Source organism: Streptomyces sp. NPDC050315, from assembly GCF_040655775.1.
Classification (GTDB): domain Bacteria; phylum Actinomycetota; class Actinomycetes; order Streptomycetales; family Streptomycetaceae; genus Streptomyces.
Map to the genome: position 1 here is coordinate 443,924 of NZ_JBFAKN010000002.1, position 13,773 is coordinate 457,696.

The window sequence follows — 13,773 nt, forward strand, 5'->3', positions numbered from 1 at the left end:
GACGACCGTATTCGCGTCACTGCCCGACACTTCCCGAAGCCGCGCGATCGTCTCCCACCAGCTTCTGGCATCCGCTTCCGCGTGATTCCGCCGCGGTGCCAGAGTGGCCGTCCCACCGCAGGGCGCGTGGGAGGGGCGGGGATTGACCGGGACGGAGTTCACCGACGAGCTGGGCGGCGTCAGCCTCGCGGGCCGTTACCGCCCGGCCGTCGAGAGCGCCGTCACCGGCGGCGATCTCCTCACCGCGGTGGACTCCCCGTACGGCCCGCGGGTGCTGATCGGTGACGTACGCGGCCACGACGTCGAGGCCGCGCGGCTCTCGACACTCGCCACCGACTGCTTTCGCAAACACGTCCGCACCATGCCCGACCTGGTCCGGCTGACCACGACGCTGGACGCCCGGCTCACCCCCGAGCTGGACGACGAGGGGTTCGTCACGGCCGTACTGGCCGAGTTCGCGCCGGGCGAGGTGCGGCTGGTCAACTGCGGCCATCCGGCGCCGCTGCGGATCAGCCGCCGGATGGAGGCGCTGACCCCTGCCGAGCCGGGGCTGCCGCTCGGTCTGCAGCCGGACCCGCGCGTGCAGCGCGCCCGGCTGGCCGACCACGAGCGGCTGCTGCTCTACACCGACGGGCTCATCGAGGCGCTCGACGCGGACGGGACCGCCTTTCCGCTGGACGAGCGGGTCCGCGCGGCGCTGACCCGCCCGACGCTCGACGACGCCCTCGAAGCGCTGCATGCGCTGCTCATGGCGCACACGTCGGCGGCGCCGCTCCGGGACGACCTGGCGCTGCTGCTGTGCCAGCCGAGCCTGCCCGCCGCGCTGCCGTCCGTTCCCGCGGCGCGCAGGCCGGGGGAACGGACGGGCGATCGCCGGATCAGCCGCGGGTGAAGACCGCGACCGTACGGCCCGGGACGGTGAAGGTGCCGGTCCCCTTCTCGTAGGACGAGGTCCGTACGACCGGGTCGGCGCCGCGGGCCTGGACGGGATGCAGCGCGTACGGCTGCCCGGCCGCGTCCCGTACGGTCTGCGGCTGCCGGTCCGGCGTGGCGTTGAGGACCACGACCAGCCGGCCGAGCCGCATGGTGACCACGCCGGGCGTCTCGTCGCGGCCGGACAGCGGGAAGGACAGCGCCCGCTGCACCTGCTCGGTGGTGGCCAGCCCGAAGTCCGGCTCGGTGGCGCGGATGCGGGTGAGGTCCCGGTACGCGGCGGAGGTGCCGGTGATCTCCGCGCAGCCGGGGCGCAGCGCGGGGTCGGCGAGCAGCGGCCGGGCGTACGGCCACTTGTCCTTGTTGTCGGCGGCGGGCGGCAGGCCGCGCCCGAAGCCGTTGCCGTCGGCGCAGTTCCAGTGCAGCGCGTTGAACCAGTCGCCGCTGTCGTAGGAGTTGCGGTCCAGCGACTTGGAGCGGAGCAGGTCGGTGCCGGCCTGGGAGAGCGCCGGGCCCTGCGAGAGGGTGGCGGTGGCCATGGCGAGGACCTGCATACGGGCGCGGTCGCCGGGCTTCGTGCGCTGCGGGAGCTTGTAGGCGAGTGCGTCGTAGAGGGTTTCGTTGTCGTGCGCGTCGGCGTAGGCCAGTGCGTCGCCGGGTGCGGCGGCGTATCCGGCGGGCGCGCCGTTGTAGTCGACCTGCGAGCCCTTGACGCGGCGGCCCTTGCTGTCGGTGAAGGTGTACTCGGCGAGGCCGCCGGTCAGCCCGACCTTGATCAGGTCCTGGTAGTGCAGCAGCCGGGCGCGCTGTTCCTCGCGGGTGCCGTTGGCGGGCGAGTCGTTGGGATCGGTGAAGAGGCCGGAGGCGAAGCCCTGGACGCGCGGGTCGGCGTCGAAGGGGCCGCCGCCGCGCACCGCGTCGCGCGCGCGGTCGTCGAAGGTGGCGATGCCGGTCCCGGCCATGTTCTTCTGAGTGGCCTGGACGAAGCGGGCGTCGTTCGCGACCTCGCCGAAGTTCCAGCCCTCGCCGTAGAGGACGATCGCCTTGCCGTCCACGCCGTCCTTGTCCACAGTGAGCGCGTCCAGGGCCTCGCGCACGGCGACGATGTTGGCCTTCGGGTGATGCCCCATCAGGTCGAACCGGAAGCCGTCGACCTTGTACTGCTTCGCCCAGGTGACGAGCGAGTCGACGACGAGCTTGCCCATCATGGTGTGTTCGGGCGCGGTGTTGGCGCAGCAGGTGGAGGTGGCGACGGTGCCGTCGTCCAGCAGCCGGTGGTAGTAGCCGGGGACGATGCGGTCCAGTACGGACCGGGGGTCCTGGCCGCTCGCGAGGGTGTGGTTGTAGACGACGTCCATGACGGTGCGCAGCCCGGCGCCGTTCAGGCCCTGCACCATGCGGCGGAACTCCAGGGTGCGGGCCGTGCCGTCGGGGTCGGAGGCGTACGAGCCCTCGGGGACGGTGTAGTGCACCGGGTCGTAGCCCCAGTTGTACGCGTCCTTCGCGGCGGTCTTCGCGACGCACTCCTGCTGTTTCTCGGAGTCCGGCGGGTAGGACGCGAGGTCGCAGTCCGGTGCGGCCTGCCGGTCGCGGCGCTCGGGGACGGACCCGAAGTCGAAGGCGGGCAGCAGGTGGACATGGCTGGTGCCCGCGCGGGCGAGGCCGCGCAGGTGCTTCATGCCGTCGGAGGCGCGGTCGGTGAAGGCGAGGTACTGCCCGGGGTGCTTCGAGGTGCGGTCCGCGATCGAGAAGTCGCGGATGTGCAGCTCCTGGATGCGGGCGTCGCGCAGCGGTACGGCGGCGGGCTTCTCGATCCGGTCCCAGCCCCGGGGTGCGAGGCGGGGGTCGGCGAGGTCGGTGACGAGGCTGCGCTCGGAGTCGACGGTGAGCCCGGTGGCGTAGGGGTCGGTGACCTTGTTGGTGACGGTCTGCCCGGCGGCGGGCGCGAAGACGGTGACGGCGTAGCGGTACGGCTTGCCGGTCCAGCCTCGGGCGCCGGTCACCGACCACACGCCGGTCCGGTCGTCGCGGGTCATCGGCACGGTACGGCCGTCCAGTTCGAGGGCGACGGTGCGGGCGGTGGGGGCCCAGACGGAGAGGGTGGGGCGGCCGCGGTCGAAGACCGGGCCGAGCCGGGCGTCGGCGGCGGCCGCGCCGTACAGGTCGTCCAGCACGCCGGGTATCTGCACGCCGGTGGCCTCGCGCAGGGTGCCGTCGGCGGCCCGGCGGGTGGCGACGAGCCGGTCGCGCAGCGCGGTGGCGGCCTCGGCCCGGTCGCGCGGGTCGACGGTGAAGGCCGGGAAGCCCTTCAGGTGCGGGTACTTGGCGCGCTCGTCGGGGGTCAGGGTGCCGGGTGCGAGGCGCAGCCGCCGGTCGCCGTCGGGGCCCGATTCGAGCTGGAGGGTGCCGCCGGCCGGGTCGGGCGCGCCCTTCCAGACGACGGTGTCCCGGTCGATCCACTGGGCCTCGGCCTTGGCGGGGTAGGGCGGCGGGGCCGCTTGCGCGGGCGCGGCGCCGGGCAGGGCGGCGGCCGCCGCGGCGCACAGCGCCGCGGCGAGCGCGGTGACGGTTCGGCGGAGGGTGCCGGTCACGGAGGTGGTCTCCTTCACGGTGGTCAGCCGCAGCTGCGGGCGCCGACGTGCAGCGCGAGGGCGGTGTTCGGCGCGAGGGTGGCGGTGAACCGGCCGGCGCCGTCGACCGTGACGGTCCGCCCGCTCTGCACGTCGCAGTAGTTCCCGGCGGGCAGCGAGGACTGGAACGTACGGCTCAGGTTCGATCCCTCGTGGTTGATCGCGACGTACGCCTTGTCGCCGCGCCCGAAGGCGATGGCGTTGTTGCCGTTGTCCCACCAGTTGGTCACGGCCGTGCCGTGCGCGGTGTTGCGGAAGGCCACCATGGCCTTGATCTCCGGCCACTTGTGCTGGCACTTCCAGCCGTCCTGCCAACAGGCGTGCACCGCTCCCCCGTTGGGCGGCCCGGCGTCGTGGTCGGTGAATTCATAGCCGGAGTGGACGTCCGGGGAGCCGTACGGCCAGGCCAGCATGAAGACATTGGCGAGGGTGTAGTCCGCGCCGTTCTTGTAGCTGAGCGTGGAGCCGTTGCGCTCGGTGTCCCAGTTGTCGACGAAGACCCCGGACTTGCCGCTCGCCATGTAGCCCCAGCCCTCGCCGAAGTTCTTCAGGTACGCGAGCTTTTCGTTCTGGAAGACGCGCTTGAGGTCGCGGCCGTAGCGGAACTCCTGCACGTCCCCGTTGCCGAGGTACTCGTTCGGCGAGACGGCCTCGCCCTCCCCGTGGATGGCCTCCTGCTTCCAGTACACGCCCGGCTTGCTCAACTGGCCCTTGATGGCGGCCAGATCCTCGGCGGGCATGTGCTTGGCGGCGTCGATGCGGAAGCCGTCCACGCCGAGGGAGAGCAGGTCGTTGAGGTACTGCGCGAGGCGGGAGCGGATGTAGGGCTCGCCGGTGTCCAGATCGGCCAGGCCCACCAGCTCGCAGTGCTGGACGTTGAAGCGGTCCCGGTAGTTGGAGATCTGCGCGGTGCAGTCGTCCATGTCCTGCGGCTGGTAGATCCCGGGATAGGTGTACTTGCTGTACGAGGAGCCGCCGGTGCCGGTGCCGGACCCGGCCGACATGTGGTTGATGACGGCGTCCGCGACGACCTTCACGCCTGCCGCGTGGCAGGCGTCGATCATGTTCTTGAAGGCCGTGCGGTCGCCGAGCCGACCGGCGATCCTGTAACTGACGGGCTGGTACGAGGTCCACCACTGGCCGCCCTGGATGTGCTCCGTGGCGGGCGAGACCTCGACGTAGCCGTAGCCGGCCGGGCCGAGGGTGTCCTTGCACTCCTTGGCGACCGAGTCGTAGCGCCACTCGAAGAGTTCGGCGGTGACGTCCTTGGCGCCGGGCGGCGCGGCCTCGGCGGGGGCGGAGGCGGCGGCCGTGGCGAGCGCCAGGGCGGCCGCCGCGCAGCAGCGGGCGAGGGTTCTGCGGTGGGGCATGGTTCCTCCTGAGGGGGATGGAAGGCCTTGCCCGGCAACGCGCCATGTCCGTAAGGCCGTTGTTGTTGTATCCGGCGGAACCCGTTGTTGCAAGACCTTTCGCAAGCCATTGCAACGGTGTTAACTTCACCGGGCACCACCCGGTCCGGCCGGCCGGGGGCCACCCGCTAGGCGGGGGGCCTCACGCGCCCGGCCGGCCGGACCGGTCCTCCCGGTACCGGCCCCGTCGACCCCCGTACCACCAGCTCCGGCTGGAAGACGAACTCCGTGCGCTGTACGGGGTTCCCCTGGATCTCCTCGATCAGCGCGCCCACCGCCGCGGTCGCCATCGCCTGCACGGGCTGCCGCACGGTGGTCAGCGGCGGGTCGGCGAACGCGATCAGCTGCGAGTCGTCGAAGCCCACCACCGACAGCTGTCCCGGCACGGCGAGGCCGCGCTGCCGGGCGGCCCGCACGACGCCCAGCGCCATCAGATCGCTGCCGCACACCACGCCCGTACAGCCCGCTTCCAGCAGCGCGGCGGCCGCCGCGTGCCCGCCCTCGACGCTGAACAGCGTGTGCTGCACGAGCCGTTCGGCCTCCCCCTGCGGTAAGCCGAACAGCTCCGCCATGGCAGCGGTGAACCCCTCCGCCTTGCGCCGGGACGGCACGTACCGGGACGGGCCGACGGCCAGCCCGATACGGGTGTGCCCCAGCGCGGCGAGGTGGGTGACGGCCATTCGCGCGGCCGCCCGGTCGTCGGGCGAGACGAACGAGGCGTGGATGTCCGCGTTGTAGCCGTTGATCAGGACGTACGGCACACCGCGCGCGGTGAGCCGGGTGTAGCGGGCCGGGTCGGCACCGGTGTCCGCGTGCAGCCCGGAGAGGAACACGATCCCGGTGACGCCCCGCGCCTCCAGCTGCTCGACCAGCTCGTCCTCGGTCGCGCCGCCCGGCATCTGCGTGCAGAGCACGGGCGTGTAGCCGTGCCCGGCCAGCGCCTGCTCGATGATCTGCGCGAACGCGGGGAAGATCGGGTTGGTCAGCTCCGGGATGACCAGCCCGACCAGGCCCGCGCTGCGCCGCCGCAGCCGCACCGGACGCTCGTACCCGAGCACGTCCAGTGCGGCCAGCACCCGCTGCCGGGTGGCGCCGGCCACGCCGGCCTTCCCATTGAGCACCCGGCTCACGGTGGCCTCGCTGACATCGGCCTGCGCGGCGATGTCGGCGAGCCTGGGGGGCACCGTCACTCGGCCCACCACACGGCCGTGTCGGCGGCCAGTTCGTAGGTACCGGGACGGCCCGGGATCTCCTGGGGCAGCGCGCCGCTGGACAGCAGCGGCCGCCCGGGGACGGACAGCCGCACGGCCTCCGCCGTGGTGTTCACCGCGCAGCTGAAGCCGCCCGCGCGGCGGAAGTGCAGCACGCCCTCGGGTGCGGGGCGCCACTCCACCGCGTCGCCCGCGCCGAGCGCGGGGTGCTCCCGGCGGACGGCGAGCGCCGTGCGGTACAGCTCCAGCGTGGAGTCCGGATCGCCGGTCTGCGCCGCGACGCTCAGGGACGCCCACTCGGCGGGCTGCGGCAGCCAGCTGCCGCCGGTCCCGAAGCCGTACGGGGCTTCCGTACCGGACCACGGGAGCGGCACCCGGCAGCCGTCCCGCAGCCCCTCCTGCCCGTTCTCCTTGAAGAAGGACGGGTCCTGGCGGACCTCGTCGGGCAGGTCGGTGACCTCCGGCAGGCCCAGCTCCTCGCCCTGGTAGACGTACGCGGAGCCGGGCAGCGCGAGCATGAGGAGAGCGGCGGCGCGGGCGCGGGGCAGGCCGCCGCCGAGCCGGGTGCGGTGGCGCACGACGTCGTGGTTGGAGAGCACCCAGGTGGTCGGCGCGCCCACGGGACGCATGGCGTCCAGCGACGCGTCGATGACCTCCCGCAGCTCCTCCGCATTCCAACCGGCGTTCAGATAATGGAAGTTGAATGCCTGGTGCAGCTCGTCGGGGCGGAGGTAGAGCGCCGTACGGTCCGCGCTCGGCGTCCATGCCTCGGCGACGGCTATGCGCTCCCCCGCGTACTCGTCGAGCACCTTCCGCCAGGAGCGGTAGATCTCGTGCACGCCGTCCTGGTCGAAGAAGGGCAGCTCCTGGTTGCCGAGCAGCTTGAGCTGTTCGGCGTGGCCCATGTCGGGCAGCCCGGCGGCCTTGACCAGGCCGTGCGCGACATCCACACGGAAGCCGTCGACGCCCAGGTCCAGCCAGAAGCGCAGGATGGAGCGGAACTCGTCCTGGACGGCGGGGTGCTCCCAGTTGAAGTCGGGCTGCTGGGGGGCGAAGAGGTGGAGGTACCACTCGCCGTCCGGGAGCCGGGTCCAGGCGGGGCCGCCGAAGATGGACTCCCAGTCGTTGGGCGGCTCCTCGCCGTTCTCGCCGCGGCCCTTGCGGAAGTGGAACCGCTCGCGCAGCGTCGACCCCGGCCCCTCGGCCACCGCGCGCTTGAACCATTCGTGCTGGTCGGAGCAGTGGTTGGGCACCACGTCGACGATGGTGCGCAGGCCCAGCTCGCGGGCGTCGCGGAGCAGCGCCTCGGCGTCGGACAGGTCGCCGAACATCGGGTCGATGGCCCGGTAGTCGGCCACGTCGTACCCGGCGTCGGCCTGCGGCGACGCGTAGAAGGGGCTGAGCCAGACGGCGTCGACGCCCAGGTCCTTGAGGTACGGCAGCCGCTCGCGGATGCCGGCCAGGTCGCCCATCCCGTCACCGTTGCCGTCGGCGAAGCTGCGCGGGTAGACCTGGTAGATCACCGCGTGGCGCCACCATCCGGTGGCAGGGGTGGTGGAGTTCTGGTTCATGTCATCCCTTGGTCGTGCCGGCGGTCAGGCCGGATACGAGATGGCGCTGGGCGAAGGCGAAGACGGCGGCCGCGGGCACGGCGACGATCACGGCCGCGGCGGTCATCGATCCCCAGTCGTTGTTGTACTGGCTGACGAAGGTCTGCAGGCCGCCGGCGAGGGTGAGGTGCTCCTCGCCGGTCATGAAGGCGGAGGCGTAGGCGACCTCGGCCCAGGCCGTGACGAAGGTGTAGAAGCCGGTGACGGCGAGCCCGGGGCGGGCCAGCGGCAGCACGAGCCGCCAGAAGGTGCCGAAGGGGTTGAGCCCGTCGACCCGGCCCGACTCGTCGATCTCCACCGGGATGGTGTCGAAGAACCCCTTCATCATCCAGGCGCAGAACGGCACGGCGATGGTGAGGTAGGTGATGACGAGGCCCGTGGGCTGGTTGAGCAGGCCCAGGCCCGCCATCAGGTTGTACAGCGGCACGATCAGCACGGCCACCGGGAACATCTGCGTGATCAGCAGCAGCCACATCAGCGGGCGCATCCCGGGGAAGCGGAAGCGGCTGACGGCGTAGCCGGTGGTGGCGGCGAGGAAGACGCCGAGGAGCGTGGTGAGGCCGACGACGATCACGGAGTTGCCGAACCAGGTGAGGAACGCGGTCTCGCCCAGTACGTGCGTGTAGTTGGCCAGCGTGAAGTGGGTGACGGGCTCGGTCGTGAACGCGTCGTTCTTCGGCTTGAAGGAGGTGATCAGCAGCCACAGCGGCGGAAAGACCGCGACGGCGGCGGCGGCCAGCAGCGTCAGATGCAGCCCGGTGGACGCCAGCGGACTTCTCGTGTTCTTGCGCATTGTCACCACACCTCGCCCTGCTTGCGCAGCGCCCGCCGGTAGACGACCGCGATGACCGAGAGCAGGAGCAGGATCAGTACGCCCCAGGTCGCGGAGGTGGAGAAATTGCGCGGGCTGTCGACGAAGGAGAGCCGGTAGGCGTACGTCACGAGGATCTCGGTGGCGTCGCCGGGCCCGCCCCGCGTCAGCAGGAAGATCACCGGGAACATGTTGAAGGTCCAGATCGTGCTGAGCAGGATCACCGTGCCGGCAACGGAGCGCAGTCCGGGGACGGTGATGTTCATGAACCGCTGCCAGGCGTTCGCGCCGTCCATCTCGGCGGCCTCGTACAGCTCGCCCGGTATGGACTGCAGCCCGCCCAGCAGCGCGACGAGCATGAAGGGCACGCCGAGCCAGACGTTGACGGCGATGACGGAGAGCTTCGCCCAGGTCGGGTCGTTGAGCCAGGGAATCGCGTCGATGCCGCCGCCCTGGAGCATCTTGTTGAGCAGCCCGTTCTTCTCGTTGTAGAGCAGCCGCCAGGTGAAGACGGAGATGAAGGCGGGGATGGCCCAGGGCAGGATGAGCGCGATCCGGTAGAAGGTGCGGCCCCGGAACTGCCGGTTGAGGAGGTTGGCCAGGGCCAGCCCGAGGAGGAAGGTGAGCCCGACACAGCCCACCGTCCAGACGACGGTCCAGCCCAGCCGGTCCCAGAAGACGGAGTCGGCGAGCACGGCCTGGTAGTTGTCCAGGCCGGTGAACTTGTACGTCGCCGGGATGTGGTTCATGCCGATGGTGCGCTCGACATTGGCCTCGGTGGCATCGGTGAGGGAGAAGTACACGCCGCGCGCCAGCGGGTACCCGATGATCACGCCGATGACGACGACCACCGGGGCGACCATCGTCCAGGCGTACCAGTGGGTCCCCAGCGCGCGGCGCAGCCGTACGGTGAAGGTCACTTGTAGTCCTTGAGCAGCTTCCGGTAGGCGTCACCGGTGTTCTTGGCGGCCTGCTCCGGGGTGGCGGACCCGGTGAGGACCTTGTTCATCTGGACCTTGACGGGCTCGAAGAGCGAGTTGCCCTCGGCGATCCAGGGCCGCTCGACGGCCTTCTCGACGGCCGGCCGGAAGAACTTGACCATCTCGTTGTCCCGGACGGACGGCACGTCGTAGACCGACTTCCGGGTGGGCAGCAGGCTCAGCTTCTCGGTGGTCTGCTGCTGGACCTTGGCGGAGCTCATGTACTTCACGAACTCGTACGCGGCGTCGAGGTTGCCGGACCCGGCGTAGACGGAGAGGTTCCAGCCGCCCTGCGGGGAGCCCTGGGCCTTGCTGCCGCCGGGCACGGGCGCGACGCCGAGGTTGCTCTTGTCCTTGAACTCCTTGCCGGCCAGTGCGCCCTCGATGTCCCACGGCCCGTCGACGGCCATCGCGACATTGCCGTCCTTGAGGGCCTTGAGCTGGTTCTCCTGGCCGTCGGTGGCGTCGGTGACGGCGGCCTTGGAGTCGACCAGGTCCTTGATCGTCTTGAAGGCGCGGACGCCGGCCGGGTCGTCGATGAGGACCTTCTTGCCCTTCGCCTGGACCATGTCGCCGCCCTCGCCGTAGAGGTAGGGCAGGAACCAGTACGGATCGTCGCCGCGCAGGTAGAGCGCGGTCGCCCCGGTCTTGCTCTTGATCTTCTCGGCGGCGGCCTTCAGCTCGTCGAAGGTCTTGGGGACCCCGACCCCCGCCTCCTTCAGCAGCTTCTTGTTGTAGAAGAGGCCGAGGGTGTCGATGACCTGGGGCGCGGCGTAGGTCTTGCCCTTGAAGCGGGTGGAGCCGGCCGCCTGCTCCAGGTAGTCCTCGTTCTTGTCCAGCGCGGGGGTGTTGTCCAGCGGCGCGAGGTAGCCGAGGTTGGCGAAGTCGGCGACCCAGGCGACCTCGGTACGCATCACGTCCGGCGCGCCGGAGTTGCCGCCGGCCGCGTTCTTGAACTTGGCGTTGGCCTCGCCGAAGGGGACGTTCACGTACTTGACGTCGACCCCGGGGTGCTCGCGCTCGAAGCCCTCGGCGAGCTTCTTGTACGTCGCCTTCTCGGCGTCGTTGGAGGTGTCCCAGAAGGTGACGGTCCCGGACAGTTTGCCGCCGCTCTTCTGGTCGCTCCCGCCGCCGTCACCGCCGCACGCGGTCGCCGTCAATGCCAGACCCGCGACCAGCGCGGTGGCCGCTATGCCACGTCGCATGTGAACTCCTTCTGGAAAAGCCCGAGATACGCACGAGATACGAACGAGGTAGGTAGGAATCCGCCCGAGAGGGCGTCAGGAACGTAACAGCGGCGAAAAGAAACCGAAAGAGCTTGCGGCAAATTTCTGCAAGACCACCGGAAGATGTTGCAGCCCGGTTACCTCGACCCGTCACCCCCGGGCCCGCCGGGGCGTTGATCATCAGTAGCCCGATCGACCGAAGGACGGCCGATGACCGATGAGCTGACCTTTCCCGCCCCCGCCGCGCCGCCGGCCCCGGACCGCCCCGGCACGGGCTGGTGGCGCGACGCCGTCATCTATCAGATCTACGTACGCTCCTTCGGGGACGCTGACGGCGACGGCGTCGGGGACCTGCCCGGCGCCCGCGCCCGCCTGCCGTACCTGAAGGAGCTGGGCGCCGACGCCGTCTGGCTGACGCCGTTCTACGCGTCACCGCAGGCCGACGGCGGGTACGACGTCGCAGAGCACCGCGCCGTCGACCCGCTCTTCGGCACCCTCGCCGACGCCGAGGCGTTCCTGGACACCGCCCACGACCTCGGCCTGCGCGTCATCGTGGACATCGTCCCGAACCACACCTCCGACCGGCACCCGTGGTTCCGCGACCCGGACCTGGCCCGCGAGCGGTACGTCTTCCGGCCGGGGCGCGGCACGCACGGCGAGCTGCCGCCCAACGACTGGGAGTCCGTCTTCGGCGGCCCCGCCTGGACCCGCACCGAGCGCGGCGACTGGTACCTCCACCTCTTCGCGCCCGAACAGCCCGACCTGGACTGGGACCGCCCCGAGGTGCGCGCCGAGTTCGACGCGATCCTGCAGTTCTGGCTGGACCGCGGCGTCGACGGCTTCCGCATCGATGTCGCGCACGGCATGGTCAAGGCGCCGGGACTGCCCGATGTCGGCCGCCGGCAGCAGGCCCGCCTCATCGGCACCGACGTGCTGCCCTTCTTCGACCAGGACGGCGTGCACGACATCCACCGCCACTGGCGCCGGCTGCTCGACTCCTACGAAGGCGAGCGCATCGGCGTCGCCGAGGCCTGGGCCCCCGACGCCCGCCGCCTCGCCCGCTACGTACGCCCCGACGAGCTGCACCAGGCGTTCAACTTCCACTTTCTGCAAGCGGATTGGGACGCCGCCGCGCTCCGCACGGTCATCGACGAGTCGCTGGCCGCCACCTCCCTGGTCGGCGCGCCCACCACCTGGGTGCTCTCCAACCACGACGTGGTCCGGCACACCACCCGGCTCGGCAGCCTCGCGCGCGCCCGCGCCGCCACCCTCCTCATGCTCGCCCTCCCCGGCTCCGCCTACCTCTACCAAGGGGAGGAGCTGGGGCTGCCGGAGGTCACCGAGCTGCCCGACGCGGTCCGCCAGGACCCCGCGTTCTTCCGCGGCGACGGCCAGGACGGCTTCCGCGACGGCTGCCGGGTGCCGCTGCCCTGGTCCGGTACGCAGGCGCCGTACGGCTTCGGGCCCGGCGGGAGCTGGCTGCCGCAGCCGGCGGGCTGGGCCGAGCTGACCGTCGAAGCACAGACCGGCACCCCCGGCTCCACCCTGGAGCTGTACCGCTCCGCGCTCGCCTGGCGCCGCGCGCTGCCCGGCCTCGGCGACGGGCGGATGAGCTGGCTGGACGCGCCGGAGGGGGTACTGGCGCTGCGCCGGCACGGCTTCGTGTGCGTACTGAACACCCGCACCCGGCCGGTCGAGGTGTCGGGCGCGGGCCGGGTGCTGCTCGCGAGCGCGCCGCTGCGCACCGAGGACGGCCGGGTGTGCCTGCCCGGGGAATCCTGCGCGTGGTGGGCAAGCCGGATCCCGACCGGTAAGGTCGGCTTCCATGACCGCGCGCCTGGCTGACATCGCAGTACAGGCGGGTGTCAGCGAAGCCACCGTCAGCCGGGTGCTCAACGGCAAGCCCGGCGTCTCCGCCACCACCCGCCAGTCCGTACTCGCCGCACTGGACGTCCTGGGCTATGAGCGCCCGGTACGCCTGCGGCAGCGCAGCGCCGGGCTGGTCGGGCTCATCACGCCCGAGCTGGAGAACCCGATCTTCCCGGCGTTCGCGCAGGTCATCGGCCAGGCGCTGACCCGCCAGGGGTACACCCCGGTGCTCGCCACGCAGACGCCCGGCGGCTCGACCGAGGACGAGCTGACCGAGATGCTGGTGGACCGCGGCGTGGCCGGCATCATCTTCGTCTCCGGGCTGCACGCCGACACCACCGCGGACATGGGCCGGTACGAGGCGCTGCGCGGGCAGGGCGTGCCGTTCGTCCTGATCAACGGTTACTCGGACAAGGTGCAGGCGCCCTTCATCTCGCCGGACGACGGCGTGGCGATCTCCCTCGCGGTCACCCATCTCGCGGCCCTCGGCCACGAACGCATCGGCCTCGCGCTCGGCCCGCGCCGCTTCGTACCGGTACAGCGGAAGATCGAGGGCTTTCTGCGCGCCATGCGCGAGCAGCTCGGGATGTCGGAGGACGAGGCCGGGGAGCTGGTGCAGCACTCCCTCTACACGCTCGAAGGCGGGCAGGCCGCGGCCGGTGCGCTGCTGGAGCGCGGCTGCACGGCGGTGATCTGCGCGAGCGACATGATGGCGCTCGGCGCGATCCGGGCGGCCCGGCAGCGCGGCCTGGAGGTGCCCGACGACGTGTCGGTGGTGGGGTACGACGACTCCCCGCTGATCGCGTTCACCGATCCCCCGCTGACCACCATCCGGCAGCCGGTGCAGGCCATGGGCCAGGCGGCGGTGCGCGCGCTGCTGGAGGAGGTCGGCGCCGAGCTGCCGGAGAGCCCGTCCGAGAGCTCGCGGGCCCCGCTGCGCAGCGAGTTCGTCTTCCATCCGGAGCTCGTGGTGCGCGGTTCGACGGCCTCGGCGCGGCGCACGGACCCGGACAGGAGTGCGGGTGTACCGTCCCCCTCTGGGGCGAGAAAGGCTGTCCAGGACCCGACTCCAGGATGATCGGGTCTACCCCGAT

Annotated in this window: 9 protein-coding genes and 1 pseudogene; 3 read left to right on the forward strand and 7 right to left on the reverse strand. The window is 71.5% G+C overall.

Going from position 1 to position 13,773, the window contains the following annotated elements:
• Positions 1–142 precede the first annotated feature (142 nt).
• Positions 143–892, forward strand: a complete 750-nt coding sequence (locus AB0I82_RS08995; protein WP_363256461.1) for a PP2C family protein-serine/threonine phosphatase — start codon at positions 143–145, stop codon at positions 890–892.
• On the opposite strand, the gene pulA is transcribed toward AB0I82_RS08995, so the two are convergent.
• From pulA to AB0I82_RS09030, 7 genes and pseudogenes are all read right to left on the reverse strand, one after another.
• Positions 879–3,524 carry a pullulanase-type alpha-1,6-glucosidase gene (pulA, locus tag AB0I82_RS09000; RefSeq protein ID WP_363256462.1) on the reverse strand — a complete coding sequence of 882 codons (2,646 nt, stop codon included), beginning with the start codon at positions 3,522–3,524 and terminating at the stop codon, positions 879–881. The two genes, AB0I82_RS08995 and pulA, sit on opposite strands and share 14 nt — an antisense overlap.
• A 29-nt stretch (positions 3,525–3,553) precedes the next feature.
• Positions 3,554–4,933, reverse strand: a pseudogene (locus tag AB0I82_RS09005) (alpha-amylase family protein); the annotation flags it as partial.
• Between the two features lie 167 nt (positions 4,934–5,100).
• Positions 5,101–6,171, reverse strand: coding sequence for a LacI family DNA-binding transcriptional regulator (locus AB0I82_RS09010; RefSeq protein WP_363256463.1), 1,071 nt, complete (start codon positions 6,169–6,171; stop codon positions 5,101–5,103).
• Positions 6,159–7,754, reverse strand: coding sequence for a glycoside hydrolase family 13 protein (locus tag AB0I82_RS09015; RefSeq protein WP_363256464.1), 1,596 nt, complete (start codon positions 7,752–7,754; stop codon positions 6,159–6,161). The genes AB0I82_RS09010 and AB0I82_RS09015 overlap by 13 nt, the downstream gene beginning before the upstream one ends.
• Position 7,755: 1 nt before the next feature.
• The gene (locus tag AB0I82_RS09020; RefSeq protein ID WP_363256465.1) at positions 7,756–8,586 is read right to left on the reverse strand and encodes a carbohydrate ABC transporter permease; all 831 of its coding nucleotides are present in this window, start codon (positions 8,584–8,586) and stop codon (positions 7,756–7,758) included.
• Positions 8,587–8,588: 2 nt separating this feature from the next.
• Positions 8,589–9,524, reverse strand: a complete 936-nt coding sequence (locus AB0I82_RS09025; protein WP_363256466.1) for a sugar ABC transporter permease — start codon at positions 9,522–9,524, stop codon at positions 8,589–8,591.
• Positions 9,521–10,789: an extracellular solute-binding protein gene (locus AB0I82_RS09030; protein WP_363256467.1), complete on the reverse strand. Its 1,269-nt coding sequence runs from the start codon at positions 10,787–10,789 to the stop codon at positions 9,521–9,523. The genes AB0I82_RS09025 and AB0I82_RS09030 overlap by 4 nt, the downstream gene beginning before the upstream one ends.
• Positions 10,790–11,020: 231 nt before the next feature.
• On the opposite strand from AB0I82_RS09030, the gene AB0I82_RS09035 reads away from it, so the two are divergent.
• Together AB0I82_RS09035 and AB0I82_RS09040 are read left to right on the forward strand one after the other, a co-directional pair.
• On the forward strand, positions 11,021–12,655 hold the full coding sequence (locus AB0I82_RS09035) for a glycoside hydrolase family 13 protein (RefSeq protein WP_363256468.1): 1,635 nt from the start codon (positions 11,021–11,023) through the stop codon (positions 12,653–12,655).
• Positions 12,636–13,757: a LacI family DNA-binding transcriptional regulator gene (locus AB0I82_RS09040; RefSeq protein ID WP_363256469.1), complete on the forward strand. Its 1,122-nt coding sequence runs from the start codon at positions 12,636–12,638 to the stop codon at positions 13,755–13,757. Before AB0I82_RS09035 ends, AB0I82_RS09040 begins: the two co-directional genes overlap by 20 nt.
• The last annotated feature ends 16 nt before the right edge of the window (positions 13,758–13,773 follow it).

Bases quoted from the DNA above. Each gene is read 5' to 3' on its own strand.
- AB0I82_RS09030 (WP_363256467.1), bottom strand. From the start codon at position 10,789: ATGCGACGTGGCATAGCGGCCACCGCGCTGGTCGCGGGTCTGGCATTG.
- AB0I82_RS09035 (WP_363256468.1), top strand. From the start codon at position 11,021: ATGACCGATGAGCTGACCTTTCCCGCCCCCGCCGCGCCGCCGGCCCCG.
- AB0I82_RS09020 (WP_363256465.1), bottom strand. From the start codon at position 8,586: ATGCGCAAGAACACGAGAAGTCCGCTGGCGTCCACCGGGCTGCATCTG.
- AB0I82_RS09040 (WP_363256469.1), top strand. From the start codon at position 12,636: ATGACCGCGCGCCTGGCTGACATCGCAGTACAGGCGGGTGTCAGCGAA.
- AB0I82_RS09015 (WP_363256464.1), bottom strand. From the start codon at position 7,754: ATGAACCAGAACTCCACCACCCCTGCCACCGGATGGTGGCGCCACGCG.